We start from the raw sequence: 23696 nt of genomic DNA on the forward strand, positions 1-23696 counted from the left end.
CCGTCACGGCTCGACGTGAGGCGCTGCACTCCATAGCCCCGGATCATCCCACGATTGTGGAACGGGCGGCGCGTTTGTGCACGACGGCCAGCAGGCCTCCGAGAAAGACCGTTCCGAGGATGAAGAGAAATGCCGCAGCGACGATGGCCGGGCTGATGTTTTCGCGAATCGACGAGAACATCTGGCGCGCGAGCGTCAACTGATTTGGGCCGGCAACAAACAATGTCAGCACGACTTCATCAAGCGAGGTGGCAAAAGCAAGCACCGCGCCCGACAGCACGCCCGGCATGGCGAGCGGCAGCGTCACTTTCCAGAAGACCTTTGCCGGGGAAGCCCCCAGGCTCGTCGCCGCCCGCTCGACACGATAGTCGATACCTTCAAGCGATGCGGTAATGCTGATCAGCACGAAGGGTACGGCGACAACGGTATGCGCTATGATGACGGCCGCAAAGGTATTCGGAAATCCGAGCTTGGCAAACAGGATTTGAAGCCCGACGCCGAGCACGACCGCTGGAACGACCATCGGCAGAAGGAACATTGTCCGCAGCGTTGAGCCGAAGACAATGCGCCTGCGCAGCGCAAGCGAGGCCAGCATGCCGAGCACGGTTGAAAGCAGAGTGGTCCCCGTACCGATCAGCAGGCTGTTGACGATGGACCGGCGCCAGGCGTCCTCGTTTGCGAGTTCCGCAAACCAGCGGGTCGAAAAAGAAGGGATGGGATAGGCCAGGAAACTGCTGGAGGTAAATGCGATCGGAAGGATCGCCAAAAGCGGGGCCAGCAGAAAAATCACCGTTGCCGCGCCGTACAGAGATTTAAGCAAACGAACTATCATGTCATGCACCTGCCGTCTTCGTCGTGAGCCGGCCATAGACGCCATAGAGCACGATGGTCGCGGCAAGCAGCACGATACCGAGCGCGCCGGCCATGCCCCAATTGGCGGAGCCGGTGGCGTAGAAGGCAATCACCGAACTGATCATCTGGTCTTTCGGCCCGCCGATGAGCGCCGGCGTGATGTAATAACCGAGTGCTGCCATGAAAACGAGCAGCCCGCCGGAAGCGATACCGCGCAATGTCAGAGGCAACAGGATATGCAGGAAGGCCCGGATCGGTCTCGCACCGAGGGAGGCTGCCGCCGGCATGAGATTTCGAGGGATTGCGATGAGGACACTGTAGATCGGGAGGACCATGAAGGGCAGCAGAACATGCGTCATGGCGATAATGACACCCGTTCGGTTGAAGAGAAGTGGCAACGCGTCGCTGACGAGGCCGAGCGACAGGAGGGAGGAGTTGATAAGCCCCTTGTCCTGCAGGAGAATGTACCACGCCGCGGTGCGCACCAGCAGCGATGTCCATAGCGGCAGGAGCACCGCGGCAAGGAGAAGCTGTCGCCGCCAGCCACTGGTGGCTGCGACCAGCATCGCATATGGCAGGCCGGTCAGGCATGTCGCCAAGGTCACGACGGCAGCCACACCGAAAGTTCTTAGAAGAATCGCCTGATTGGCCGACTCTCCATCCGGCATCGCCACGATCGCTCCCGATGTGTCGTGCTGAAGATCAACCGCGGCAAGGAGATTGCGATCGGTATAAGGATTGGTCGCCTCGGCGATCGCTCTCCAGAACGCAGCATCGTTCCATCGCGCGTCCACCTCGCCGAGGGTTGCCGCCCCAGCGCCGTCTTTCACCGCGGCGACGGTCTTTCTCATCAGAGTGCGGAAGCCCGGCTGGGCGCTGTTCAGTCTTCGGACCACCTCGCCCAGCTTCTGATCGTCGTCGATCGATTTCAGGTCGTCGACAAGCGCTGTCTGCATGTCGTCGGAGGGTGGGGAAATACGGTTCCAGGTTGAGGCCGCGGCGGTCGTCCGGGGCAGGTTTTGGCTGACGACAGGATCGGACACCGCCTGCTCGAGCACTGTCAGAAGTGGCCACATGAAGAAGACACCCAGGAACAGGGTAAGAGGAAGGACGAGGGCGAGGCTGCCCACGCTTTGACGGAAAGCGCTCATGCCGCAATCACCCAGCAATCGTCCGGTGCGAAATGCGCCACCACTTCGGCGCCGGCTGGCCACTCCACCGATCGCCTGTCGGTCCGAACCACGAAGCGGAAGGCATCGTGGTCAAGCTGTACCCGCAAGTGATCGCCCTGGTATACGCTGTCGAGTATTTTCGTCGGCAAGGCATTCATCGCAGAGCCGGTGCCGCGGGCCATAAGAGAAATCCGCTCGGGGCGGACCGAAATATGGACGCGGCTTCCGACCGAGAGGGAGCCGTAGCCGGATACCATCACATGCCGTCCATCGGCGATCTCGATGGAAGCCCCGGCTGCTCCCGTCGTCTTCACCGTTCCTTCTATCAGATTGGTTTCGCCGATGAATTCGGCGACGACGCGTGTTTGCGGGCGGTCATAGATATCACGCGGCGAACCGATCTGCTCAATGTTCCCATGGTCGAAGACCGCAATGCGATCGGACATGGTAAGCGCCTCGGCCTGATCGTGGGTTACGAACACCACGGTCAGCTCCAGACGTTTGTGGAGTGCGCGGATATCGAGTTGCATCTGTTCCCGCAACTGCTTGTCAAGCGCACCAAGTGGCTCGTCCATCAGCACGACGGCCGGCTCGAACACCAGGGCGCGGGCAAGTGCCACGCGCTGCTGCTGGCCACCGGAGAGCTGGGCCGGCTTGCGGCTGCTCATTGCAGACAGCTGCACCATGTCAAGCGCTCGTTTTACGCGATCCTCGATCTCACTGCGGCCGGTACCGCGCATCTTCAGCGGAAAGGCGATGTTGTCGGCGACCGACATATGCGGAAAGAGTGCATAATTCTGGAAAACGACACCCATTTCGCGCCGATGCGGCGGCAGATGGTCGATACGGCGGCCGTCGAGACAGATGCTGCCGCCGGTTGGGTTTTCGAAACCCGCCGCCATCATCAGCAAGGTTGTCTTGCCGGAACCCGAAGGTCCGAGAAGGCTGACGAATTCGCCTCTCTCGATGTCGAGCGACAGGTCTTTGACGACCTGAAGCGTGCCATAGGATTTGGAGACTCTATCAAAGCGTATGCGCGGCGTAGCCAAGGCGGCCCTCCGTTCGGATTATCGGTGCTCAAGGAGACGAAGTGACGAGGATGTGCGGAAGCCCCCATGGATCCTCGGCACGAGCGATCCGTGGGGGCGATATTGTACCGCTACTGTGCCAACCAGGCGTCGAATCTTTTGGTCAGCGCTTCCGAATTGTCGATCCAGAAGTCTGTATCGAGGCTGACGGCACCCTGCATGTTGGCCGGGGTCGTCGGCAGGTCCCCCAGTTGGTCGGGCGGCAGGGTCTTGCCGGCTTCTGTGTTCGTAAGACCGTAGGCGATATATTGCGGCAGTTTGGCCTGATTTTCCGACTTGCTGGCGAAGGCAACGAAGTCAAAGGCCGCATCCTTGTTTTCGGCACCCTTAAGGACGACCCAGCTGTCCACGGCGTAGATGCTGCCCGGCCAGACAACCTTGAACTTCCTGCCTTCCGAGCGGTTGATGCCGGTGATGCGGCCGTTATAGGCGCTGGTCATGGCAACCTCGCCGGAGGCAAGCAGTTGCAGCGGCTGGGCGCCCGAGGTCCACCAGACGAGGCTCGGCTTCAAGGCGTCGAGCTTGGCGAAGGCGCGGTCGACGCCTGCCGATGTCGCCAGGACCTCGTATACCTGATCTGCCCGCACGCCATCGGCCATCAGTGCGGATTCGAGCGTGTATTTCGGCCCCTTGCGCAGCGCACGCTTGCCCGGAAATTTCTTCACGTCCCAGAAATCGGCCCAGGATTCGGGGCCCTTGGCAATCTTTGCGCCGTCATAGGCGATTGCTGTCGACCAAACGATGGAGCCGACGCCGCAATCGCTGACGGCGGATGGGAGGAATGCATCCTTGCCGCCGAGCTTGCTCCAGTCCACCTTTTCAAAAAGACCGTCTGCACAGCCGAGCGCAAGCTCGTCTGCCTCGACCTCCACGGCGTCCCAGGAAGGATTGCCGGCTTTGACCTTCGCTTGAAGTACACCGATACCGCCATCCCAGGCCTCATCGAGCAAGGGCTTGCCGGTGACTTCAGAAAAGGGTTGGAAAAAAATCTTTCGTTGAGCATCCTGAAAGTTCCCACCCCAGGAAGCTATGGTGAGGTCCCTGGCCACGCTCGGCCCGGCAGCGACTGCCAATGACAGCAGTCCCAGAGCTGCAATCGTAGACCTGTTCTTGAGTTTCATTCGCTTCCCCTGTTTGTTGAGCGTCTCAGACGCCTGGTTGACAGCCACGATCTTCTGAATCGTTGGCGATCTCGTCAGCCGCGCCTGTGGGATAAGCAAAGCCCGGCTGCAGCAGGCTTGCCATGTGTCATCTCCAAGAGGCGGACGGTTTTGCTAGGGACAATGCTGGCGGATGTCCCAAGGGGCGGAAAGGCGCTTTTTGTTGCCCTCGGTGGAGACGTGGATGCACCGCTCCCAATCGACCTCCACGGCCAGGCATTGCTCAAGCCCCAGAATTCGACGGGACTCGCCGGTGAAAAAGGGGCCGGTAGCGCAATTGTCAAGTAACCGGTAAGTGGTGCATCATATGCACCACCGTGCACCACTCTTCGTTACACCGAAGGTCCGAAGCCTGTGTAATATGGAAGGCGTAGACGGCATTCCGACTTCGGTTCGGTCGAACCACTTTCCTTGTGAGGGACAGGATTGCGCAGAGGGAAATCGTTGGCAGATGAACCGGCAGGGGTTCAGAAACGCGGACGTTTGCCACCATTATCCATGGTGCGCGCTTTCGAGGCGGTCAGCCGGCTGGGCTCGATGCGCAGGGCCGCGGACGATCTCAATCTCAGCCACACCGTCATATCCCGTCACGTCCGCAACCTCGAAGCCTGGCTTGGCACACGGCTTGTCGATGCCGGACCGCGCGGCATCAGGCTCACGGCGGAAGGCCGGATTTTTGCCGAGACCGTGGGGATCGCTTTCGACCTCATTGCCAAGTCGACGGCGGAATTGCGCCCAGCGGTCAACCGCACCGTGTTGCGCATCTGGTGCGTGCCGGGCCTCGCAACGCGTTGGCTGACGCCGCGCTTCAATCAGCTCCAGCTTGCCTTGCCCGGAATCGATTTCGTGATGCGCGCAACCGATCTGGAACCGGATTTCACGCGTTATGAGGCCGATGTGGACATTCGCTACTCTGACGAGCCAAGAGGAAATGTCCGCTGGATCTTGCTGGAGAGGCCCCGCATGTTTCCGGTTACAAGCCCCGAATGGATCAGCAGGAACGCCCCAATACGCACTCTCGATGATCTGGTGTGCCAGCCGTTGATCCATGAGGAAAGCCGCGACCAATGGCGCCAATGGTTCCACAAGGCCGGCTTCGAGCATGAAGTCGTTTTGAATGGTCCGCGCCTCTGGTCGGCCAATCTGACGGTCGATGCGGCGGTCGCGGGCCAAGGAATAGCGCTTGCGACGCGTTTGATCGCTGCGGATGACCTGCGCGCTGGGCGGCTGGTCGAATTGCTCGAAACGGATGTTCGGCTCGGCGGCTACTATTTCGTCGGATCGCGAGAACGCTGGAATGAAGTGACCTTGGCGCGGTTCCGCGCATGGATGCAACAGTCAATCGCTGAAACTATTGGCGGTCATTCGTCTGATGAAACCAGCAAGCCGGGGCGATAGGAGGGGGTGGAACACGCTTTCCTGGTTTGAAAAAGGGCGCACAGCCGATCTCACGCTCCCGATATGGCCAGCCGCACCGTCTCACTGACGAACCCGGTCTTCCCGCCGGTGTAGAAATCCCAGTCGCCGCCTGCCGCCACAGCCAGCCGGCGTTTCAGCTCGGCATAGGCCCGGGCTCTTTCCGGGTGCTCCCTGAGATAGTCGCGAAACAGGATGCGCTCGCGGTGCGCGCGATTATCGGCTCCGCAGAGATAGAGCTTGAATCCGTAACCCGGGTGATCCCGGGTGAAGGCCCAGCGTTTCTCTCCCCGATCGCCGTGGAAGACGAAAGCGGCCGCGCGCATCGCATCGATCGCCGTCGGTAGAGCGTCGTCGAAGATCGTGACGATATCGAGGTCGATCTTCGGCTTGGCGGCCAGGCCGGGAACCGACGTACTGCCGATATGATCGATGGAAAGCACGAGATTGCCGAGCAGGATGGAGATCTCGGCGCTGATTTCGGCAAAGAGCCGCGGCCAGGACGGGTTGTAGTCGACCACTTTGACGGCGCGCATGCCCTTCCTCGCGATTGTCGTCAGCGCACTTCGGCCAACAATCCGTCCAGGATCGCGATCATCTTCTGCTCAGCTTCTTCGAGCGAGCCGCTATTGTCGAGCTCCGTGACGTCGTAGTCGCCACGCACGGTCAGCGGCCCGCGGGCGAGCCTGGCCATGATGTCCTCATGTGTCTCGCGGCCGCGCGCTTCCAGCCGGCTGGCGAGCACTTCGGGACGGGCCGTGACGTTGATGACCTTCAGCCGCGGGAAAGCGGCTTGGAAGCGGTGAAGCGCCGAGCGCGAGCCGTTGGCAACGACGACGTGGCCTCGCGACAGCGCCACCGAGACTTCGGCCGGAATGCCGTATTTCAGGCCATGCGCTTCCCACCAGACGGCGAAGGAGCCTGACTGCTCCATGGCGGCAAAGCCTTGGAGAGAGACGGAAAGATGATCCTCGCCGCCGGCGTCACGGTGGCGGGTGATGACGCGGCGGGCGAAATGCACATTGTCGCGGCCGGCAAAACGTCGCGCAGCGAGGTTCATCAGCGTGTCCTTGCCGGCGCCGCTCGGCCCAACGACGACGACCATGATGCCCCGTTCGGCTCCGGCTGCTGCATGTGGTTCGTGCGGGGTCATGCGACACGGCGTCCCTGGCGCCAGACGGAGCGTGTGACTGGCACGCCGTGCGAACGGTGGACACGGACGAGATCGGCGCGCAGCCCGGTCGCGATCCGGCCGCGATCGTCGAGGCTGACCGTGCGGGCGGGCGTCGATGTCACCATCGCGATCGCTTTCGGAAGGGTGATGCTCTCCACCTCGTCGGCGAGGATGAAGGGTGCATGCAGCAGGCTGAGCGGCACGTAGTCGGAGGACAACACGTCGAGCACGCCCATTTCGGCGAGATCGCGGGCGGCGATGTTGCCGGAATGGGATTTGCCGCGCACGATATTCGGTGCGCCCATCAGCACGCTCATGCCGTGCTCGTGCGATGCCCGGGCGGCATCGAAGCTGGTCGGAAACTCGGCGAGGCGCACGCCATTGTCGATCGCCTCGTCGACATGAGAGAGCGTGGCGTCGTCATGGCTTGCGACCGTGATGCCGCGCTCGGCGCAGACCTTGGCGATGGTATTGCGATGAGGCGTCGAATTGCGCGCCGATTCCGCCTGGCGCTTGGCGACGAAACGGGCAAAAGCCTCATCGCTCAGGCCCCGCTTCTTCTGGTAGTAGAAGATATACTGATCCATCGTCTGGAACTGCCGCTGGCCGGGCGCGTGATCCATCAGCGAGACGAGCCGCACATGCGGATCCTTTTCGAAATCGGCGAAATGTTCGAGCACGTTGTCGGCCGAGACCTCGCAGCGCAGGTGCAGGAGGTGCTCCGCGCGCAGCCTGCCTTCCTTCTCCGCCGATTGGATGGCGTCGGCCATCTCGCGCATCTCGCCATGTTCGAAGCCGCCGTCCTCGTCCGCGCCCATGCGCAGGCAGTCGAAGACCGTGGTGATGCCCGATGTGACGATCTGGGCGTCATGCGCCTGGACGGCAGCCGTCTTGTGCCAGCGGATGCCCGGACGTGGCTGATAATGGCCTTCGAGATGGTCGGTATGCAGCTCGACAAGGCCGGGAATGACGTAGTCGCCCTCGAAATCTTCGCCGGCTACCGAATTGCCTTCGGAGATATCGACGATCTTGCCGTCGCGGATGAGGATCGATCCTGAAAGGACGTCCTCCTCGAGAACGATGCGGGCGTTGGAAAAGACGGTCTCTTTGCTCATATCGTCAGGTCTTTCAGCTTTTGGCGCCGGAAAGCGGCAGCCAGGAATGAACTTTGAACGGGGCGCCGCGCGTCTCCTCGATGAAGACGGCGAGGCCGGAAATCGAAAGCGGCCGGCCGGTAAAACCGGCAAAACGCTCCGCCAGGACCGTTTTCATCACCTCCGCGCGTGTCTCCGGCACCTGGCCGCTCAGAGTCATGTGGAACCCGAAATCCTCCATGACGTAAGGATAGCCCCAGCGTTGCAGATTGGCGCGCTGGCTGTCGCTGAGCTTCTCCGGGTTGCGTCGCGCGATATCAGTCTCGGAAAGCGTAGCGCGGAACGGTTCGAAGGATTTTACCACCTTTCCGGCGAAATCCTGAAGAGGTTGGTAAAGAGAACCGGGAACCAGTGCAAAAAAACGGCCAAGCTGGCCGAGCACGAGTTCAGGAATCTTGAAGGCCGGGGTGCGCGCCGCGAAATCCTCGGCAAAGGTGATGAGATCCCGTTCGGTGACGGAAGCGGCAAGCGAAAACGGCGCCTTGATCGTCGCGTGAAAGCCGTAGCGGCGTGGGTCGGCGGTCAGCTCGAACTGCTCTGCCGCACTGAGTGTCTCATGTTCGGGTGCAGGATAGGTTTTGCCGGTGAAAGCATCGCGGCCGAGCCAGAGCGAAGCCGCGCCGGTCAGGGGATCATCCTTCGGCGGCGAGAAATAGAGAGCGTAGCGCAAGGCTTTTATCCTGGGGATCGTCGAAACGGGGAGCGCAATGTGCAGTGATTTGGCGGCGAACCGCAAGCAGGCTCCCGGCTAAAAGATTTCCGTGACAGAATGATGATGGCGGCAGCGTCGCCGTCGCCCCTCGTCGACCGGTCAGTGCGTCTTCGTGCCCATCAGCCGGTGGCGCAGGACGTTCGAGGCGGCGTCAAACAGGAAGACGACGATCAAGATCAGAATGACCATATAGGCGACGTTTTCCCAGTTGGCGTTGGTGCGCATCGCCTCCCAGAGTTTGAGGCCGATGCCGCCCGCGCCTACGGCGCCGATGATGGTCGCGCCGCGCACGTTCGATTCCCACTGGTAGAGCGTCTGGCTGACGATGACCGGAACGATCTGCGGCATGATGCCGTAACGATGGACGAGCACCGTTCGGGCGCCGGTTGATTTGATGCCTTCCCGCGGCTTGTTGTCGATATTCTCGAGCCCCTCGGAATAAAGCTTGCCGAGCGTGCCGGTCTCGGTGAGGAAGATCGCGCCGCTGCCGGCGAGCGGCCCGGGGCCGAAGGCGCGCGTCAGGAACAGCGCCCAGATCAGCATGTCGACCGAGCGCAGGAAATCGAAGAAGCGTTTCAGGATCTGGTTCAGGAGGCGGTTCGGCGTGATGTTGCGCGCTGCCAGGAAGGCGAGGGGGAAGGCGGCAAGCGCGCCGAGCAGCGTTCCGAGAAAGGCCATGACGATCGTCTGGAAAAGCTTGGTCCAGACGTCGCCATGCTGCCATTCGCTGTTGTTCCAGATATCCTCGAAGGCGAGCGATAGGTTGGTTTGGTCGGGCTTGATGCGCGGGCCGGAAACAACGAGGCCGATGACTTCGCCGACCGGTTTGTCGAAGAAGGAGGATTGCGTGTCGAAGATGAAATTCGCCCAGCCGAGGAAGCGTTTGCGGACCTTCACGCGATCGACGGAAATGCTGACGTCGCCGGCAAAGCCGAGATCCGCAAGCACGTTGTCGTCATAAACAGTCATCCAGCTCGGCACCGGCCCGACCACCTCAGGCGCGCCGCTCGATACGTCGACGGGGACGCTGACGCCGTGCGCGGTCACGATCGTTTCGCTCTTTGAGACGGTGACGCTGCGGCTGATGCCGCTGATGGAAACGGTGATGCTGCCGTCGGGATTGTTGAACACCCAGTCCGGGTGCGGATGATCGCCGAGCGGTGAGAAGCGGGGATAACGCACCTCGATCGAGCCGTCGTCCTGGATGCGGAGGTCCGGCTGGACATCGTAGCTCACCCATTGGCTGAGATAGATGCCGACGCGTTCCCAATGGGCCTCGGCGAAGAGCTTGGGCAGGTCGAAGAACCAGACGGCATAGAGCCCGTAGAGCAGCGTCGCAATGAGGATCATCAGCCCGCCGAAACGCTGGCGGAACGATCGGTGGAAATATTCCGGATAGCGCGCTTCGATCTCATGCATGCGGTTTGCGTCAATCACCGTCATGGCGGCCTCAATGTTGCAGAAGGAAAGCGTGCTCGCCGACGAGACGGCGACGCAGCCATGCGGAGAACTGGTCGACGGCGACGATCGTCACGAAGAGCAGCAGAACGAGCGCCATCGTCTTGGCGCCGAAGCCGCGCGAGATCGAAAGCTTCAGCTCCTCGCCGATGCCGCCGCCGCCGACGGCCCCGATGATGGTCGAGGCGCGCACGTTGATCTCCAGGCGTAAGAGCGCATAGGAGGTGAAATTCGGCAGCACCTGTGGCAGGGCGGCGAAGCGCACGCGCTCCCACCAGTTGGCGCCGACGGCCTTCATCCCCTCATGCGGCTTCATGTCGATGTTTTCGGCGACTTCGTAGAAGAGTTTGCCGAGCGCGCCGATCGTGTGCAGGGTGATGGCTATGATGGCGGCGACCGGCCCGATCGACAGGATCGCCGAAAACAGGCCGGCAATGACAATCTCGGGGAAAGCGCGCAGGAACTCCATCAGCCGCTTGGTGACGATGCGCAGCGGCCATGAATTCGTGAGATTGCGCGCGGCAAAGAAGCTCAAGGGAACCGCAAAGATGAAGGCGATGATGGTCGAGATGAGCGCTACGTTGATCGTGACGATCATCAGCTCGAAATATTCCGGAATGTAGAAGGCACCCCAGACGTAGACGCGGCCCTTGTCGAAGTTGAATTCCTCGCCGCCTCTGTCGTTGACGCTGGCTATGTCGAACAGCGCGCGCCGGACATCGTTCCAATCCTTGGGAATGAGCCAGCTCAGGAAGTCGAAAAGATGCGGCAGACGCTCGAAGAAATGGCCGGCATTGCTCTCATCGGCGAACCGGACGGAGCTGACGAATGCCGCAACGAGGATGACCAAGCCAAGCACGGTATAAAAGCGGCGCTTCGCGACCATCCGATCCCAGGCGGTGGCGATCTCCTGCGTGCTCTGCACGTGCGGCTGTGTTTCGGCAATGGTCATGGACGCTCCGCGCGGTAACAAACAAAGGGCGGCCGTTGCCGGCCGCCCCGCATTGGAAAGGCGATCAGCCGCCGATGGCCGCCTTGCGAACCTCGACGACAGCATTGTAGAAGTCGTGCTTGACCGGGGCATAGCCCTTGTAGTCGCCGCCTTCGACAGCCGAGAAGCACTTGTGATCCTTTTCCGGCAGGGCCGTGAAGAAGGCTGCGAGCTTCGTCTGCCACTCTTGGCCGAGGGCGTTGCGCACGACGAGCGGGCCGTTCGGGATCAGCGGCGAACGCCAGACTTCAACGAGCTTGTTCGGGTCCACGGCGCCCTTGTCGACTTCCTTGCGGAAGGTGCCGGAGGTGTAGCCGTCCTTGAAATCGCCGATGCCCGACGAGTCATCGACTGCGACGTCGACCTTGCCGTCATAGGCGGCAAGCAGGTTGTTTTCATGCCCGCCGTTGAACTGGGTCGAGGCAAAGAACTTGTCATTCGGCATGCCGGTGTCCTTCGGGATCTGCGTCAGCGGAACGAGGTAACCGGAGGTGGAGTCCGGATCGGCGTAGCCGAGCTTCTTGCCTTTGGCGTCCTTGATGGTCTTGATACCGGAGGACTTCAGTGCAAGGCCGATCGAGTAATAACCCGTCGAACCATCTTTCTGCTGCGTCGTCAGGATCGGCGTAACGGCCTTCGAATCCTTGAGGTAGACGGAGGCGTAGCCGGAAGCGCCGAGTTCGGCGAAGTCGAGCGTGCCGCCGAGCAGACCCTGGATAACGCCGTCATAATCGGCGGCCGGGAAGAGCGAGACCTTCTCGAAGCCGAACTCCTGCTTCAGATGGTCCGCAAGGCAGGCATAATTGCGCAGGCGATCGGTTTCGTTTTCGCCGCCAAGGATGCCGATGCGGAATTCCTTGAGGTCTGCGGCATTGGCGGCGCCGGCGAGCGCGAACAGCGCCGTTGCCGCAAAGAGTGCTTTCTTCAACATGCGTTCTCTCCTATCGACCGGTGTTCCGGCCTTCCCGTTACGAAGAATGTGCCCTTGACGCGGGCGTTCGATCGCGGCCGTCCCGCTCAGAGACCGGCCAATGCCAGCGGTTGGGCGCCGGCGGATGGATTGTCTGCCCGCTCGGCAGCGATATTGATGGATGTCGACGTCATGGTTTCGTCGATGCCGGCGCCATCCTTGTCCGTTCCGTAGATTGCCTTCACGGCTTCGGCCGTCAGCTCCGAGGGCTTGCCGTCAAAGACGACGCGGCCGCCGGCCATGCCGACGATGCGCTCACAATAGTTGCGGGCAGTGTCGAGCGTATGCAGATTTGTGATGACGGTGATGCCCTCGCGCTCGTTGATGTCGCGCAGCGCATCCATGACGATCTTGGCGTTCAGCGGGTCGAGCGAGGCGATAGGCTCGTCGGCGAGTACCATCCTCGGGTTCTGCATCAGCGCCCGGGCGATCGCCACGCGCTGCTGCTGGCCGCCGGAAAGCGTGCCGGCCGGCTGCAGCGCCGTCTGCTCGATGCCGAGGCGCTCCAGTGCGGCGATCGCATGAACGCGTTCTTCCCGGGTGAAGATGTTGAGAAGGCTCAGAAGCGTCGAGCGGTGATTGAGGCGGCCGAGCATGACATTTGTGAGAACATCGAGGCGCGGCACCAGGTTGAACTGCTGAAAGATCATCGCACAGTCGCGCTGCCAGTTGCGCAATGCCTGACCGCGAAGCCCGGAGACCTCGACGCCGGCGAAATGAATGGAGCCGGAGCTCGGTTCCTGCAGCCGATTGATCATGCGCAGCAGCGTCGACTTGCCGGCGCCGGAGCGGCCGATGATGCCAACCATCTGGCCCTGGGCAACGGTGAGCGTCACGGCATCGACGGCGAGCTTGTTTCCGAAACGGCGGGTGACATCCTTCAGCTCGAACATCATGCTCTTCCCTTGCACTCCAGGCCTTGGTCAGCATCGCATTAGTCCCGCTTCATGAACCTCCAATGTCATATTTGTGTAAGAGGTGTCACAAATCTCCGTGTCTCGGCGGTGGCGTCTAGCATTCGTAGCGGGCCAGAAAATCTTCCGCGCTAAGGTTGCGGAAATCCTGCAAGGCCAGGCGCAACCGGTCGTGTTGCCAATCCCACCAGGAAAGCCTGTCCATGCGTTCGCCGATCTCTTTCGGGAAACGTTCGCGGATCAGCTTCGCCGGCACACCGCCGACGATCGTGTATGATGCAACGTCCTTCGATACGACCGCGCCGGCCCCGATGACGGCGCCATTGCCGACGTTGACGCCGGGCAGGATGGTCGCGCCATGGCCGATCCAGACGTCGTGGCCGATCGTCACCCGGTTCGAGCGCCGCCAGGCGAAGAAATCCGTCTCCATATCGGCGTCCGGCCAGTAATTGGCGGCGCGATAGGTGAAATGATGCAGAGTCGCGCGCCAGGTCGGGTGGTTGGTGGCGTTGATGCGCACGGCGGCGGCGATATTGACGAACTTGCCGATCGTTGCGCACCAGACGGCGCCGTCCTGCATGATGTAGGAATAGTCGCCGAAGGTCGCCTCGCTGATGCGGCAGCGTTCGGAGACCTCCGTATAGCGCCCGAAGGTGGAATCGCTGACCTCGGCCGTTTCGTGGATGGCGGGCTCGATACCAAGCTTGCGGCTCATGCGGCAATCTTCCTCGGCGAGAACTGCTGGACGTCGAGGATGCGGTCGGCGACGGCCTCGCGCACTTCCTCGTCATGGAAGATGCCGAGAAGGGCGACGCCCGCCTTCTTCTTCTCTGCGATCATGCCGACGACGACGGCGCGGTTTTTCGCATCCAGCGAGGCTGTGGGTTCATCGAGTAGCAGGATCGTATGCTCGGTGATGAAGCCGCGGGCGATGTTGACGCGCTGCTGCTCGCCGCCGGAAAAGGTGGCGGGCGGAAGTTGCCAAAGCGCCTCCGGCAGGTTGAGCCTGGCAAGCAGGGCGCCTGCCTTTTCGCGTGCAACGACGATTTCTTCGCCGCGCGCCACGAGCGGCTCGGCCACCACGTCGATTGCCGCCACGCGCGGTACGGTGCGCAGGAATTGGCTGACATAGCCGAGCGTATCGCGGCGAACATTGAGCACGGTGCGCGGATCGGCGGCGGCGAGGTCGACGATCCGCCCGTCGTGGCGGACGAGGATCTGGCCGGTGTCGACGGCATAATTGCCGTAGATCATCTTGAGCAGCGAGCTCTTGCCGATGCCTGAGGGGCCGCCGAGAACGACGCATTCGCCTGACGACACGGAGAAGGCGACGTCGGAGACGACGGGCAGCCTGATGCCGTCGCGCAGGTGCATGGTGAAGCTCTTCGAGACTTCGGAAACGACGAGGGGCGTTGGCATGATATGGTTTTCCTGGTTTCTAGCTCAGACCTGCAGGATCGAGGAGACGAGCAGCTGCGTGTAAGGCTCTCTTGGATCGTCGAGCACGCGGTCGGTGAGGCCCTGTTCGATGACGTAGCCGTCCTTCATCACCATCATGCGGTGCGAGAGCAGGCGGGCGACGGCGAGATCGTGGGTGACGATGATGGCCGAGAGGCCAAGATCGTTGACGAGGCCTCGCACCAGATCGAGCAGGCGCGCCTGCACCGAAACATCGAGGCCGCCGGTCGGCTCGTCCATGAAGACCAGACGCGGGCCGGTGACGAGGTTGCGGGCGATCTGCAGGCGCTGGCGCATGCCGCCGGAAAAGGCGCGCGGCTGATCGTCGATGCGATCGGCATCGATCTCGACGCGTTCGAGCCAGTCGATGGCGGTGGAGCGGATCTTGCCATAGTGCCGGTCGCCGATCGCCATCAGCCGTTCACCGACATTGGCGCCGGCAGAGACGCTCATGCGTAGCCCGTCGGCCGGGTTCTGGTGCACGAAGCCCCAGTCGGTGCGCATCAGGAAGCGGCGTTCGGCCTCGTTCATGTGGTAGAGGTCGCGGTAGCCGCCGTCGCGCATGTGGTACTCGACGCTGCCGGTCGTCGGCATCAGCCGGGTGGAGATGCAATTGAGCAGCGTCGTCTTGCCCGAACCGGATTCGCCGACGATGGCGAGAACCTCGCCGGGCCAGAGCTCGAAGGAGACGTTCCGGCAGCCGATGCGCTTGCCGTAGAACTTCGAGAGGTCGTTGACCTTGAGAAGCGGGATATTGGTCATTCTGCAGCCCCCCGGGCCAGCATTTCGCCGGCATGCCCTTGGGCCCGGCGATCTTCGCAATGGTCGGTATCGGAGCAGACGAACATGCGCCCGCCCTTGTCATCGAGGATGACCTCATCGAGGTAGACCTCCTCAGCGCCGCAGAGCGCGCAAGGCCTGTCGAAGCGCTGGATCTCGAAGGGATGGTCCTCAAAATCCAGGCTGACGACATCGGTATAGGGCGGCACGGCATAGATGCGCTTTTCGCGACCGGCGCCGAAAAGCTGCAGCGCTTCCGACCTGTGCATCTTGGGATTATCGAATTTCGGCGTCGGCGAGGGATCCATGACATAACGCCCATGTACCTTGACCGGATAGGCATAGGTGGTGGCGATGCGGCCGTTGCGTGCGATATCCTCGTAGAGTTTCACATGCATAAGGCCGTATTCTTCCAGCGCATGCATCTTGCGCGTCTCGGTCTCGCGCGGTTCGAGGAAGCGCAGCGGCTCGGGGATCGGCACCTGGTAGACGAGCACTTGGCCAGGCCCGAGCTTCTCTTCCGGGATGCGGTGGCGCGTCTGGATGATCGTCGCTTCGCTGGTGCGCGTCGTCACCGCGACATTGGCGACCTTCTGGAAGAAGGCACGGATCGAAACGGCATTGGTCGTGTCGTCGGCGCCCTGGTCGATCACCTTCAGCACGTCATCAGGCCCGATGATCGAGGCCGTCACCTGCACGCCGCCGGTGCCCCAGCCGTAAGGCATCGGCATTTCTCTGCTGGCGAAGGGCACTTGGTAGCCCGGAATAGCGATCGCCTTCAGGATGGCGCGGCGGATCATCCGCTTGGTCTGCTCGTCGAGATAGGCGAAGTTGTAGCTGGCGAGATCGCTCATTCGGCGGCTTCCTTCATGTCTTCGCCGGCATTGCGGGCGGCTTCGAATTCGCGGCGCATGCGGCGGACGAGATCGAGTTCCGCCTGGAAGTCCACATAATGCGGCAGCTTCAGGTGCTCGACGAAGCCGGTCGCCTGGACATTGTCGGAGTGCGAAATGACGAATTCCTCGTCCTGTGCCGGCACGGTGATATCCTCGCCGAGCTCTTCGGCGCGAAGCGCGCGATCGACCAGCGACATCGCCATTGCCTTGCGCTCGCTCTGTCCGAAGACCAGGCCGTAACCGCGGGTAAACTGCGGCGGCGCCTTGGCCGAGCCCTTGAACTGGTTGACCATCTGGCATTCAGTGATCTGGATCGTGCCAAGCGAGACGGCGAAACCGAGCTCCGGCACGTCGAATTCCACCTCGGCTTCGCCGATGCGGATCTCGCCGGTGAAGGGGTGGTTTCGGCCATAGCCACGCTGAGTGGAATAACCGAGCGCTAGCAGGAAGCCCTCGTCGCCGCGGGAAAGCGCCTGCAGGCGCAGGTCGCGGGTCATCGGAAATTCCATCGGCTCGCGGGTCAGGTCTCCGATCTCGTGATCTTCGGGCATGTCGCCGTCGGCCTCGATCAGGCCCTCTTCGCCGAGGATTTCCGAGACGCGCATGACGCGGCCGGCCTCGGCCGGGCGCCGGGCCGGCGCCACGACCAGTTCGTCCTGAAGCAGCGACGGATCGAGAAGGCGATGAGTATAGTCGAAAGTAGGCCCAAGCAGCTGGCCGCCCGGCAGATCCTTGTAAGTCGCCGAGATGCGCCGTTCGATCGTCATATTAGCCGTCTCGAGCGGCTTGGAATAGCCGAAGCGCGGCAACGTCGTGCGATAGGCGCGCAGCAGGAAGATCGCCTCGATCATGTCGCCGCGCGACTGGCGCACGGCGAGGGCGGCGAGCGTGCGGTCGAAAAGCGAGGCCTCCGCCATGACGCGGTCGACGGCGAGGGCGAGTTGTTCGACGATCTGCTCAATGCCGATCGCCGGCAACGAACGGTCGCCGCGGCGGCGGTCGGCAAGCAGCCGATGGGCATTGGCGATGGCGGCCTCGCCACCTTTGACGGCAACATACATGAGCTCAGATCTCCGTTGCTGTGATCTTGGTGGTGCGCGGCAGGCAGACGAAGTGTCTGCCTGAGGTCAACACGATGTCGACGCCGCGCGGGAAGAGCGCCCGGTTCTCGCTCCAGAGTCTGAGGAAGGTCTCCGGCAGGCTGGCCGGCCCGATCTCCACGACACTCTTGATGCCCGGACCCATCAGCGCCAGCCTGCGTCCGCCGTCGAGTTCGGGAAGTTCGATGACAACAGTCGTCGAACGGTCGGGATATTCCTGTGTGCCTGATGCAAACAGGCCGAAGGAGCAAAGCGTAATGCCCGCCTCAATGAAGGCAAAACGCGCATCGGCCTTCTCGGCGGTCAGCGGCGCGCCAGTGTGGAAGCCGAGCCACTCCGGCATGGCGGATTTCGCCAGTCCCGTGGTAAGCCAGACCGGCGTGTCGTGGTCGCAAAGCGTGAGCGCGATCGCGCCGGCGGCAATGCCGAGCGGCGCCGGCGGAGCGATATCGGGCTCAATGGTCTGAATGGCGCCGGGACGGGCCATGCCGTCCATCAGCATCTTGAAGACGCTCTGTGCATGGAAAACCGGGTCGGCAAAACCGCCGATCAAAGCTTCTGTCGCAAGACCCATCAGTTGTCTCCCCGCACCATGGTGAAGAAATCGACGCGGGTTGCCGCCGTCTCATCCGCCTTGCGGCGCTCAGTGGCGGCGATGCGCGCGGCAATCGGCAAAAGCAGTGCCTGTTCGACAAAATTCTTGCTCGTCTCCTCCTGCCAGAGCGCGTCGAAGATCGCCGCAAGACGGGCCTTCTCCCGGTCGGTGCCGAGCGCCTGCGCATGACCGATGGAACCGGACTCGAGCCGCACCGTCGCGCGTGTCATCGTCACCTCGCCGAGATTGAAAGGAGCTCCGCCGCCGCCGATGCGGCCGCGCACCATTACAAGTCCGGTCTCCGGTCCGCGCACCGGATAAGCCACGGGCTTTTGCGGCAATGCGTCCCAGACTGCCTGGAGTTCGCTCCGTTCCGCTCGCGCCAACAGATCGGCGGCGCGTTTGCGCTCCGAGACCGTTTGCGACGCGGCGTCTTCCTTGTCCGCTGATATCATCACTGCTTTCCTCGAAATGTCTATTGATATAGACAACCATACAAGTTATACCTAGCCTTAAATCGGTGTCGTGACAAGCGTGTGACATCGTGGGGCAAGGCAGGGGCAGAATGGCAGGACTAAAGCAGGTGCAGAGGCAGACAGGTGTGGCGCTCTGGCGTCAGATCGCCGATCGAATTCGCGAGGCGATCGGCAACGGAGCCTATGACGAAACGGGAATGGTGCCGCCGGAAACGGTGCTGGCGCTGCAATTCGGCGTTAACAGGCATACGGTGCGCAGTGCGCTGGCGGCGCTGGCGCAGGAGGGGATCGTGCGCGCGGTGCAAGGCCGCGGCACGCTGATCGAGCGCAAGCAGCGGCTGAACTTCCCGATCACCCGGCGCACGCGCTTCACTGCCGGCATCGGCGATCAGGCGCGCGAGACGCGTGGTCTTCTGCTCGATGAGGCGCAGGAGGAGGCGAGCGCCGAGGTTGCCCGCTGGTTGGGTGTCAAACAGGGCGAGCAAGTGATCCGGCTGGAAACATTGCGCCATGCCGACAGGCGGCCGGTTTCAAAAGCGACCAGCTGGTTTCCCGCCGGCCGTTTCGCCGGGATCGGCGAGGCCTACCGCAAGCATGAATCGATCACCAAGGCTTTCGCCGAGCTTGGCGTGGCGGATTATGTCCGCGCGACAACCGAGGTGACGGCTGCCCATGCCGGGACAGCCGACCTTGCCGACCTGGAACTCACCCCCGGCGCGATCCTGCTGATCGCCAAGGCAATGAACACCGATCTCGACGGCGTGCCGGTGCAATATTCGATCAGCCGTTTCGCCGCCGACCGGGTGCAGTTCACGATCGAGAACTGAGGCCAATAGTTGAGGCAGGCGTGCCGACCGCTTCCGGCGGCACGCCTCACCGAATTAGTGTGCGCCGGACATATCGCCCAGAACTTCCTTTGAAGCCACGGTTGAATCCGCCTTCAGCTTGTAGACCATTGGAACGCCGGTCGCGAGATTGAGGGCGAGCACGCCTTCTTTGGTCAGCTTGTCGAGCACCATGACCAGCGAGCGCAGCGAATTGCCGTGGGCGGCGACCAGCACCTTTTCGCCGCGCAGCACGCGCGGCAGGATTTCCGTGAGGTAGTAAGGCCAGACACGGGCGCCGGTGTCGCGCAGGCTCTCGCCGCCCGGCGGCGGCACGTCATAGGAACGGCGCCAGATATGAACCTGTTCCTCGCCCCATTTGGCACGCGCGTCATCCTTGTTGAGACCGGAGAGATCGCCGTAGTCGCGCTCGTTCAGCGCCTGGTCGCGGATCGTCTCGAGGTCGGGCTGGCCGACCTTGTCGAGGATGAGCTTCAGCGTGTGCTGCGCGCGCACCAGCGCCGAGGTATAGGCGACGTCGAATTTGATCCCGTATTCGGCAAGTGCGGCGCCGCCGGCGTTGGCTTCCTGGATGCCGAGCTCCGTCAGATCCGGGTCCTTCCAGCCGGTGAAGAGATTCTTCAGGTTCCAGTCACTCTGGCCGTGGCGAACGAGGACGAGGGTACCGCTCATGAATATGCCTCCGAGATGTCGTTATTGGGAAGAAAGCCCGAGCACGTCGAGCATGGAATAGAAACCTGGCTTCTTGTCGCGCGCCCAGAGCGCCGCCTTGATCGCGCCGCGCGCGAAGATCGAGCGGTCTGCCGCGCTGTGCGACAGGGTGACGATTTCGCCTTCTCCGGCAAAAAGCACGGAATGCTCGCCGATGACCGAGCCGCCGCGCAGCGTCGCAAAACCGATCGTGCCGACTTCGCGCGCGCCGGTGTGGCCGTCGCGGACCCTCACCGATTTCGAGGCAAGATCGATACTGCGGCCCTTGGCTGCCGCTTCGCCGAAGAGAAGGGCGGTGCCGGAAGGAGCATCGACTTTGTGCTTGTGGTGCATTTCCAGGATTTCGATGTCCCAGTCCGCCGGATCGAGCGCTCGTGCCGCCTGCTCGGCCAGAACGCTGAGCAGATTGACGCCGAGGCTCATATTGCCAGACTTGACGACGCGGGCATGGCGTGCCGCGGCGGCGATCTTCGCGTTGTCCTCGGTCGAGCAGCCTGTCGTGCCGATGACATGGACGATGCGGGCCTGAGCGGCGAGACCGGAAAACTCCACCGTGGCGGCAGGCGCGGTGAAATCGAGCACGCCTTCGGCATGCAGGAAAGCCTGGAGCGGATCGTCGCCGATGATGACGCCGGTCGGGCCGAGCCCGGCAATTTCACCGGCATCCTTGCCGACGAAGGGCGAGCCGGCACGTTCGACGGCGGCATGCAGCATCACGCCTTCCATGGAATGAATGAGCCGGATCAGCGTCTGCCCCATGCGTCCCGCTGCGCCGACCACCACCAGTTCCATCGCAGCATCGCTCATGTCAGTCTCGCCAGCTTAGTATGAATCCGAGGCCGAGGGCCTCTGCAGATTGTTGAGGCGAGCGTAAAGACCGTCGCTGACCTTCGCAAGCGTCTCATGATTGCCCTCCTCGACGACCCGGCCCTGCTGCATGACGACGATCTTGTCGGCGCGCACCACGGTCGATAGCCGATGGGCGATCACCACCACGGTGCGCCCGGTCATCGCCTCGTCGAGCGCCTTCTGCACGGCGGCCTCGGATTCGGTGTCGAGGGCGGAGGTCGCCTCGTCGAGCAGCAGGATCGGTGCATTGCGCACCAAAGCGCGCGCGATGGAAAGTCGCTGGCGCTGGCCGCCTGAAAGCGTCACGCCGTTTTCGCCGACAGGCGTATCGTAACCCTGCGGCTGCGCTGAGATGAAGTCATGCGCATAGGCAAGCCGGGCGGCCTCTTCCACCTCGGCATCGGTCGCTTCCGGCCGGCCGTAGCGGATATTGTCGCGGATCGTGCCCTCGAACAGGTAGGGCTGCTGCGAGACATAGGCGAGCTGCTGGCGCAGCGACTTCTTGGTGATGTGGGCGATATCCTGCCCGTCGATCAGGATCTCGCCTTCGCGAGGGTCGTAGAAGCGCGGAATGAGGCTGATGACGGTGGATTTGCCCGCTCCAGAGGGGCCGACAAGCGCCGTGGTCGTCCCGCCCTCGGCGACGAAGCTGACACTGTTCAGCACGCTTTCACTGCCGTAGGCGAAGGAAACATTGCGGAATTCGATGCGCGCCTGCGTCACCGTCAGCGGCCGGGCATCCGGCAGGTCGCGCTGGCGCGGCTCCATGTCCAGCAATTCGTAGATCATCCGTGCATTGACGACGGCGCGTTCCATCTGCACCTGCAGGCGGGCAAGGCGGCGGGCCGGGTCATAGGCAAGCAGCAGCGCCGTCACGAAGGAGAAGAAGGCGCCCGGGGCCACATTGTAATAGATCGAGCGATAGGCGGCATAGGCAAGCACGCTGGCGACGGCGAAGCCTGCGAAGCTCTCCGTCAGCGGCGAGGTGCGCTCGGAAAGCCGGGCAATCCGGTTCGCCCGGTTTTCGGCGGCGGTGATGAGCTTGTTGACCTTGTTCTCCAGCTCCTCTTCCATCGTGAAGGCTTTGACGATGGCAATACCCTGGATCGTCTCCTGCATGGCCCCCAGCACGTGGCTGTTCAGATGCACGGCCTCGCGGGTTGCCGAGCGAAGACGTTTGGAAACATAACGCAGCGCATAGAGCAGTGGCGGCGCCATGATGAACACGGCGAGGCTCAGCAGCGGGTCCTGGAGGACCATCACGCCGATCAGCGAAACGAATGTCAGGAGGTCGCGCACCGTCGAGGTGATCGTCAGGTTGAGCACGTCACGGATGCCGCTAACGTTCTGGCTGACTTGCGCGGCGATATGAGCCGAGCGCGCCTCGCTGAAAAAGCCGACTGAAAGCGTCATCAGATGGGCATAGAGGCGGCGCTGATAGCGGGCGACGATATTGTTGCCGACCTTGGAAAGCGCCACCGCCTGGCCGTAGCTGGCAAAGCCGCGCAGCACGAAGGCAATGAAGATCGAAAGACAGATGATCCAGACGACGTCGGCGCGGCGGTTGGCGAAGGCCTCGTCGATGATCGCCCGCATGATCCAGGCGGTGAACGCCGTCGAAAGTGCCACGACCACGAGGCAGACGATAGCGAAGACATAACCCCAGAGATGGTCGCGGCCGTTTTCAGCGATGATGCGCTTCAGGATGCCGGTGACGGTATCGCTGCTGACGCTCTGCTTTCTGCTTTCCACGGCTTCCAAATATCAAGCTTCCTGTCCGAGACTGAGCGCGTCGTGAATGTGGCGCGCACTTTGGCCGGCTCTATAAAGAGTTGGGACTGGTTTGGCTAGACCGCGGCGCGTCCCGGAGGGACGCGCCCTGGGCTCAGCGCCGCCAGCGGCGGCCTTCCGTCGATACGCCGAAATTGGCCGGCATCCGCGCATAGGACGAAAGTCCGGCGAGCGCCGCCAGCGGATGCGTCACCACATAGGTCGGGATGGTGCGAAGCAGCGCACTATGTGGCGCCTTGTCCTCGAAAGCCTGCCGGAATTCCGGTTTCTTCAGCGCCGGGAGGATCTTCTGCGAGATGCCGCCGGAGAGGTAGACGCCGCCACGCGCCATGAACACCATCGCCATGTCGCCGGCCACGCGGCCGAGATAGGTGGCAAACAGCGAAACGGTCTCGACGGCGGTCTTATCGCTGCCGGCAAGCGCATGCGAGGTGATCTCGGCCGGATCCTTCATCGTCGGCTGGCTCCCGTCGACTACGCAAATGGCGTTGTAGAGATTGACGAGGCCGCGTCCGCAGAGGATCTGTTCGGCCGAAATACGACCTTCGATCGTCTCGATATGCGGAAAGATTTCATAGTCGCGCTTGCTGCGCGGCCCGAGATCGACATGGCCGCCTTCGCCGGGAACCGGAATCCAAGTATGCTGGGCATGCACGAGTCCGCCGACGCCGAGGCCGGTGCCGGGTCCGAGCACGACGCGCGAGGCGACCATGTCGCCGGTGGCGCTGCCGATACGTTCGCGGTTTTCATCAGACAGGGCGGCAATCGCCAGCGCCTGCGCCTCGAAATCGTTGACGACGAGCACGTCCTCGATGCCGAGGCCCTCGATCATCGTCTTTGGCCGCACCACCCAGTCGCAATTGGTCAGGGGGATCTCGTCGTCGTTGATCGGGCCGGCGACGGCGAGGATCGCCGAGCGCGGCTGCACCGCTGTCTTGTCGCGCACGCCCTTTTGGATCGCTTCGTCAATCGTGGCGAAATCCGCCGTGCGCACGTTCGGAAACTGCTTCGGTTCGGCATAGGCGTCGGTCAGGATGGAGAAGCGGGCATTGGTGCCGCCAATATCGCCGATCAGGATCGGGAAGGGAAGCGGAGCGGTGCTGTGATTGGATTTGGGCATGGCCGGTTCCGTGC

Annotated in this window: 25 protein-coding genes and 1 pseudogene; 3 read left to right on the top strand and 23 right to left on the bottom strand. The window is 62.4% G+C overall.

All coding sequences use genetic code 11. From position 1 onward, the window contains the following. Positions 1-43: 43 nt before the first annotated feature. The 4 genes from NL154_RS21825 to NL154_RS21840 form a co-directional block, all read right to left on the bottom strand. Positions 44-832, bottom strand: a complete 789-nt coding sequence (locus tag NL154_RS21825; RefSeq protein ID WP_210629623.1) for an ABC transporter permease — start codon at positions 830-832, stop codon at positions 44-46. A gap of 1 nt (position 833) precedes the next feature. Further along, positions 834-2003, bottom strand: coding sequence for an ABC transporter permease (locus NL154_RS21830; RefSeq protein ID WP_210629622.1), 1170 nt, complete (start codon positions 2001-2003; stop codon positions 834-836). Beyond that, positions 2000-3073: an ABC transporter ATP-binding protein gene (locus NL154_RS21835; RefSeq protein WP_221147672.1), complete on the bottom strand. Its 1074-nt coding sequence runs from the start codon at positions 3071-3073 to the stop codon at positions 2000-2002. Before NL154_RS21835 ends, NL154_RS21830 begins: the two co-directional genes overlap by 4 nt. Before the next feature lie 110 nt (positions 3074-3183). Further along, a complete protein-coding gene (locus NL154_RS21840) occupies positions 3184-4233 on the bottom strand; it encodes an ABC transporter substrate-binding protein (RefSeq protein WP_434733339.1) in 1050 nt (349 codons plus the stop codon). Positions 4234-4809: 576 nt separating this feature from the next. On the opposite strand from NL154_RS21840, the pseudogene NL154_RS21845 reads away from it, so the two are divergent. Then, a pseudogene (locus NL154_RS21845) lies at positions 4810-4884 on the top strand (helix-turn-helix domain-containing protein); the annotation flags it as partial. A gap of 75 nt (positions 4885-4959) precedes the next feature. Continuing rightward, on the top strand, positions 4960-5670 hold the full coding sequence (locus NL154_RS21850; RefSeq protein WP_311044190.1) for a LysR substrate-binding domain-containing protein: 711 nt from the start codon (positions 4960-4962) through the stop codon (positions 5668-5670). Between the two features lie 50 nt (positions 5671-5720). On the opposite strand, the gene NL154_RS21855 is transcribed toward NL154_RS21850, so the two are convergent. From NL154_RS21855 to phnG, 15 genes are all read right to left on the bottom strand, one after another. After that, the gene (locus tag NL154_RS21855; protein ID WP_221123522.1) at positions 5721-6224 is read right to left on the bottom strand and encodes a GrpB family protein; all 504 of its coding nucleotides are present in this window, start codon (positions 6222-6224) and stop codon (positions 5721-5723) included. Between the two features lie 20 nt (positions 6225-6244). Then, positions 6245-6841, bottom strand: a complete 597-nt coding sequence (gene phnN / locus NL154_RS21860) for a phosphonate metabolism protein/1,5-bisphosphokinase (PRPP-forming) PhnN (protein ID WP_210629619.1) — start codon at positions 6839-6841, stop codon at positions 6245-6247. Beyond that, the gene (locus NL154_RS21865) at positions 6838-7977 is read right to left on the bottom strand and encodes an alpha-D-ribose 1-methylphosphonate 5-triphosphate diphosphatase (RefSeq protein ID WP_221123523.1); all 1140 of its coding nucleotides are present in this window, start codon (positions 7975-7977) and stop codon (positions 6838-6840) included. Before NL154_RS21865 ends, phnN begins: the two co-directional genes overlap by 4 nt. A gap of 13 nt (positions 7978-7990) precedes the next feature. Further along, entirely contained in the window at positions 7991-8686 is a 696-nt protein-coding gene (locus NL154_RS21870; RefSeq protein WP_210629617.1) for a DUF1045 domain-containing protein, read from the bottom strand. A 141-nt stretch (positions 8687-8827) separates the two neighbouring features. Further along, the gene (phnE, locus tag NL154_RS21875) at positions 8828-10171 is read right to left on the bottom strand and encodes a phosphonate ABC transporter, permease protein PhnE (protein ID WP_434733340.1); all 1344 of its coding nucleotides are present in this window, start codon (positions 10169-10171) and stop codon (positions 8828-8830) included. A gap of 7 nt (positions 10172-10178) precedes the next feature. Continuing rightward, positions 10179-11138 (bottom strand): phosphonate ABC transporter, permease protein PhnE, encoded by a 960-nt coding sequence (gene phnE, locus NL154_RS21880; protein WP_434733341.1) that lies wholly within the window; start codon positions 11136-11138, stop codon positions 10179-10181. 64 nt (positions 11139-11202) lie between these two features. Continuing rightward, positions 11203-12108, bottom strand: a complete 906-nt coding sequence (phnD, locus tag NL154_RS21885) for a phosphonate ABC transporter substrate-binding protein (protein ID WP_210629614.1) — start codon at positions 12106-12108, stop codon at positions 11203-11205. An 86-nt stretch (positions 12109-12194) separates the two neighbouring features. Then, complete coding sequence (gene phnC / locus NL154_RS21890) at positions 12195-13040, bottom strand: phosphonate ABC transporter ATP-binding protein (protein WP_210629613.1); 846 nt, start codon at positions 13038-13040, stop codon at positions 12195-12197. A gap of 118 nt (positions 13041-13158) precedes the next feature. Further along, on the bottom strand, positions 13159-13776 hold the full coding sequence (locus NL154_RS21895) for a DapH/DapD/GlmU-related protein (RefSeq protein WP_221102985.1): 618 nt from the start codon (positions 13774-13776) through the stop codon (positions 13159-13161). After that, positions 13773-14480 (bottom strand): phosphonate C-P lyase system protein PhnL, encoded by a 708-nt coding sequence (phnL, locus tag NL154_RS21900; RefSeq protein ID WP_221124363.1) that lies wholly within the window; start codon positions 14478-14480, stop codon positions 13773-13775. Before phnL ends, NL154_RS21895 begins: the two co-directional genes overlap by 4 nt. A 24-nt stretch (positions 14481-14504) precedes the next feature. Continuing rightward, positions 14505-15281: a phosphonate C-P lyase system protein PhnK gene (gene phnK, locus NL154_RS21905; RefSeq protein ID WP_434733342.1), complete on the bottom strand. Its 777-nt coding sequence runs from the start codon at positions 15279-15281 to the stop codon at positions 14505-14507. Continuing rightward, positions 15278-16153: an alpha-D-ribose 1-methylphosphonate 5-phosphate C-P-lyase PhnJ gene (locus NL154_RS21910; protein ID WP_221147676.1), complete on the bottom strand. Its 876-nt coding sequence runs from the start codon at positions 16151-16153 to the stop codon at positions 15278-15280. The genes phnK and NL154_RS21910 overlap by 4 nt, the downstream gene beginning before the upstream one ends. Then, on the bottom strand, positions 16150-17256 hold the full coding sequence (locus tag NL154_RS21915; RefSeq protein ID WP_434733343.1) for a carbon-phosphorus lyase complex subunit PhnI: 1107 nt from the start codon (positions 17254-17256) through the stop codon (positions 16150-16152). The genes NL154_RS21910 and NL154_RS21915 overlap by 4 nt, the downstream gene beginning before the upstream one ends. A 4-nt stretch (positions 17257-17260) precedes the next feature. Then, positions 17261-17869, bottom strand: a complete 609-nt coding sequence (phnH, locus tag NL154_RS21920; RefSeq protein ID WP_210629607.1) for a phosphonate C-P lyase system protein PhnH — start codon at positions 17867-17869, stop codon at positions 17261-17263. Then, on the bottom strand, positions 17869-18345 hold the full coding sequence (gene phnG / locus NL154_RS21925; RefSeq protein WP_210629606.1) for a phosphonate C-P lyase system protein PhnG: 477 nt from the start codon (positions 18343-18345) through the stop codon (positions 17869-17871). The genes phnH and phnG overlap by 1 nt, the downstream gene beginning before the upstream one ends. Before the next feature lie 110 nt (positions 18346-18455). Here phnG and phnF point away from each other — a divergent pair, with 110 nt between their 5' ends. Next, positions 18456-19193, top strand: coding sequence for a phosphonate metabolism transcriptional regulator PhnF (gene phnF, locus NL154_RS21930; protein WP_210629605.1), 738 nt, complete (start codon positions 18456-18458; stop codon positions 19191-19193). 54 nt (positions 19194-19247) lie between these two features. Here the strand turns inward: phnF and NL154_RS21935 are convergent, their stop codons facing one another. The 4 genes from NL154_RS21935 to NL154_RS21950 all read right to left on the bottom strand — a co-directional run bounded on the left by NL154_RS21935 (position 19248) and on the right by NL154_RS21950 (position 23682). Beyond that, positions 19248-19883 (bottom strand): 2,3-bisphosphoglycerate-dependent phosphoglycerate mutase, encoded by a 636-nt coding sequence (locus NL154_RS21935; RefSeq protein WP_210629604.1) that lies wholly within the window; start codon positions 19881-19883, stop codon positions 19248-19250. A 21-nt stretch (positions 19884-19904) separates the two neighbouring features. Further along, complete coding sequence (gene dapB, locus NL154_RS21940) at positions 19905-20729, bottom strand: 4-hydroxy-tetrahydrodipicolinate reductase (protein ID WP_434733344.1); 825 nt, start codon at positions 20727-20729, stop codon at positions 19905-19907. Between the two features lie 15 nt (positions 20730-20744). After that, positions 20745-22532 carry an ABC transporter ATP-binding protein gene (locus NL154_RS21945; protein ID WP_210629602.1) on the bottom strand — a complete coding sequence of 596 codons (1788 nt, stop codon included), beginning with the start codon at positions 22530-22532 and terminating at the stop codon, positions 20745-20747. A gap of 124 nt (positions 22533-22656) precedes the next feature. After that, on the bottom strand, positions 22657-23682 hold the full coding sequence (locus NL154_RS21950) for a glucokinase (RefSeq protein ID WP_210629601.1): 1026 nt from the start codon (positions 23680-23682) through the stop codon (positions 22657-22659). Positions 23683-23696 lie beyond the last annotated feature (14 nt).

This window comes from Rhizobium sp. YTUHZ044, assembly GCF_051123975.1.
In the GTDB taxonomy this organism is placed as follows: Bacteria; Pseudomonadota; Alphaproteobacteria; order Rhizobiales; family Rhizobiaceae; genus Rhizobium.

What these genes read in the sequence shown, in the direction of transcription:
- NL154_RS21825 (WP_210629623.1), bottom strand. Translation starts at nt 832, where the DNA reads ATGATAGTTCGTTTGCTTAAATCTCTGTACGGCGCGGCAACGGTGATT.
- NL154_RS21830 (WP_210629622.1), bottom strand. Translation starts at nt 2,003, where the DNA reads ATGAGCGCTTTCCGTCAAAGCGTGGGCAGCCTCGCCCTCGTCCTTCCT.
- NL154_RS21840 (WP_434733339.1), bottom strand. Translation starts at nt 4,233, where the DNA reads ATGAAACTCAAGAACAGGTCTACGATTGCAGCTCTGGGACTGCTGTCA.
- NL154_RS21855 (WP_221123522.1), bottom strand. Translation starts at nt 6,224, where the DNA reads ATGCGCGCCGTCAAAGTGGTCGACTACAACCCGTCCTGGCCGCGGCTC.
- phnN (WP_210629619.1), bottom strand. Translation starts at nt 6,841, where the DNA reads ATGACCCCGCACGAACCACATGCAGCAGCCGGAGCCGAACGGGGCATC.
- NL154_RS21865 (WP_221123523.1), bottom strand. Translation starts at nt 7,977, where the DNA reads ATGAGCAAAGAGACCGTCTTTTCCAACGCCCGCATCGTTCTCGAGGAG.
- phnE (WP_434733340.1), bottom strand. Translation starts at nt 10,171, where the DNA reads ATGACGGTGATTGACGCAAACCGCATGCATGAGATCGAAGCGCGCTAT.
- phnE (WP_434733341.1), bottom strand. Translation starts at nt 11,138, where the DNA reads ATGACCATTGCCGAAACACAGCCGCACGTGCAGAGCACGCAGGAGATC.
- phnD (WP_210629614.1), bottom strand. Translation starts at nt 12,108, where the DNA reads ATGTTGAAGAAAGCACTCTTTGCGGCAACGGCGCTGTTCGCGCTCGCC.
- phnC (WP_210629613.1), bottom strand. Translation starts at nt 13,040, where the DNA reads ATGTTCGAGCTGAAGGATGTCACCCGCCGTTTCGGAAACAAGCTCGCC.
- NL154_RS21895 (WP_221102985.1), bottom strand. Translation starts at nt 13,776, where the DNA reads ATGAGCCGCAAGCTTGGTATCGAGCCCGCCATCCACGAAACGGCCGAG.
- phnL (WP_221124363.1), bottom strand. Translation starts at nt 14,480, where the DNA reads ATGCCAACGCCCCTCGTCGTTTCCGAAGTCTCGAAGAGCTTCACCATG.
- phnK (WP_434733342.1), bottom strand. Translation starts at nt 15,281, where the DNA reads ATGACCAATATCCCGCTTCTCAAGGTCAACGACCTCTCGAAGTTCTAC.
- NL154_RS21910 (WP_221147676.1), bottom strand. Translation starts at nt 16,153, where the DNA reads ATGAGCGATCTCGCCAGCTACAACTTCGCCTATCTCGACGAGCAGACC.
- NL154_RS21915 (WP_434733343.1), bottom strand. Translation starts at nt 17,256, where the DNA reads ATGTATGTTGCCGTCAAAGGTGGCGAGGCCGCCATCGCCAATGCCCAT.
- phnH (WP_210629607.1), bottom strand. Translation starts at nt 17,869, where the DNA reads ATGGGTCTTGCGACAGAAGCTTTGATCGGCGGTTTTGCCGACCCGGTT.
- phnG (WP_210629606.1), bottom strand. Translation starts at nt 18,345, where the DNA reads ATGATATCAGCGGACAAGGAAGACGCCGCGTCGCAAACGGTCTCGGAG.
- phnF (WP_210629605.1), top strand. Translation starts at nt 18,456, where the DNA reads ATGGCAGGACTAAAGCAGGTGCAGAGGCAGACAGGTGTGGCGCTCTGG.
- NL154_RS21935 (WP_210629604.1), bottom strand. Translation starts at nt 19,883, where the DNA reads ATGAGCGGTACCCTCGTCCTCGTTCGCCACGGCCAGAGTGACTGGAAC.
- dapB (WP_434733344.1), bottom strand. Translation starts at nt 20,729, where the DNA reads ATGAGCGATGCTGCGATGGAACTGGTGGTGGTCGGCGCAGCGGGACGC.
- NL154_RS21950 (WP_210629601.1), bottom strand. Translation starts at nt 23,682, where the DNA reads ATGCCCAAATCCAATCACAGCACCGCTCCGCTTCCCTTCCCGATCCTG.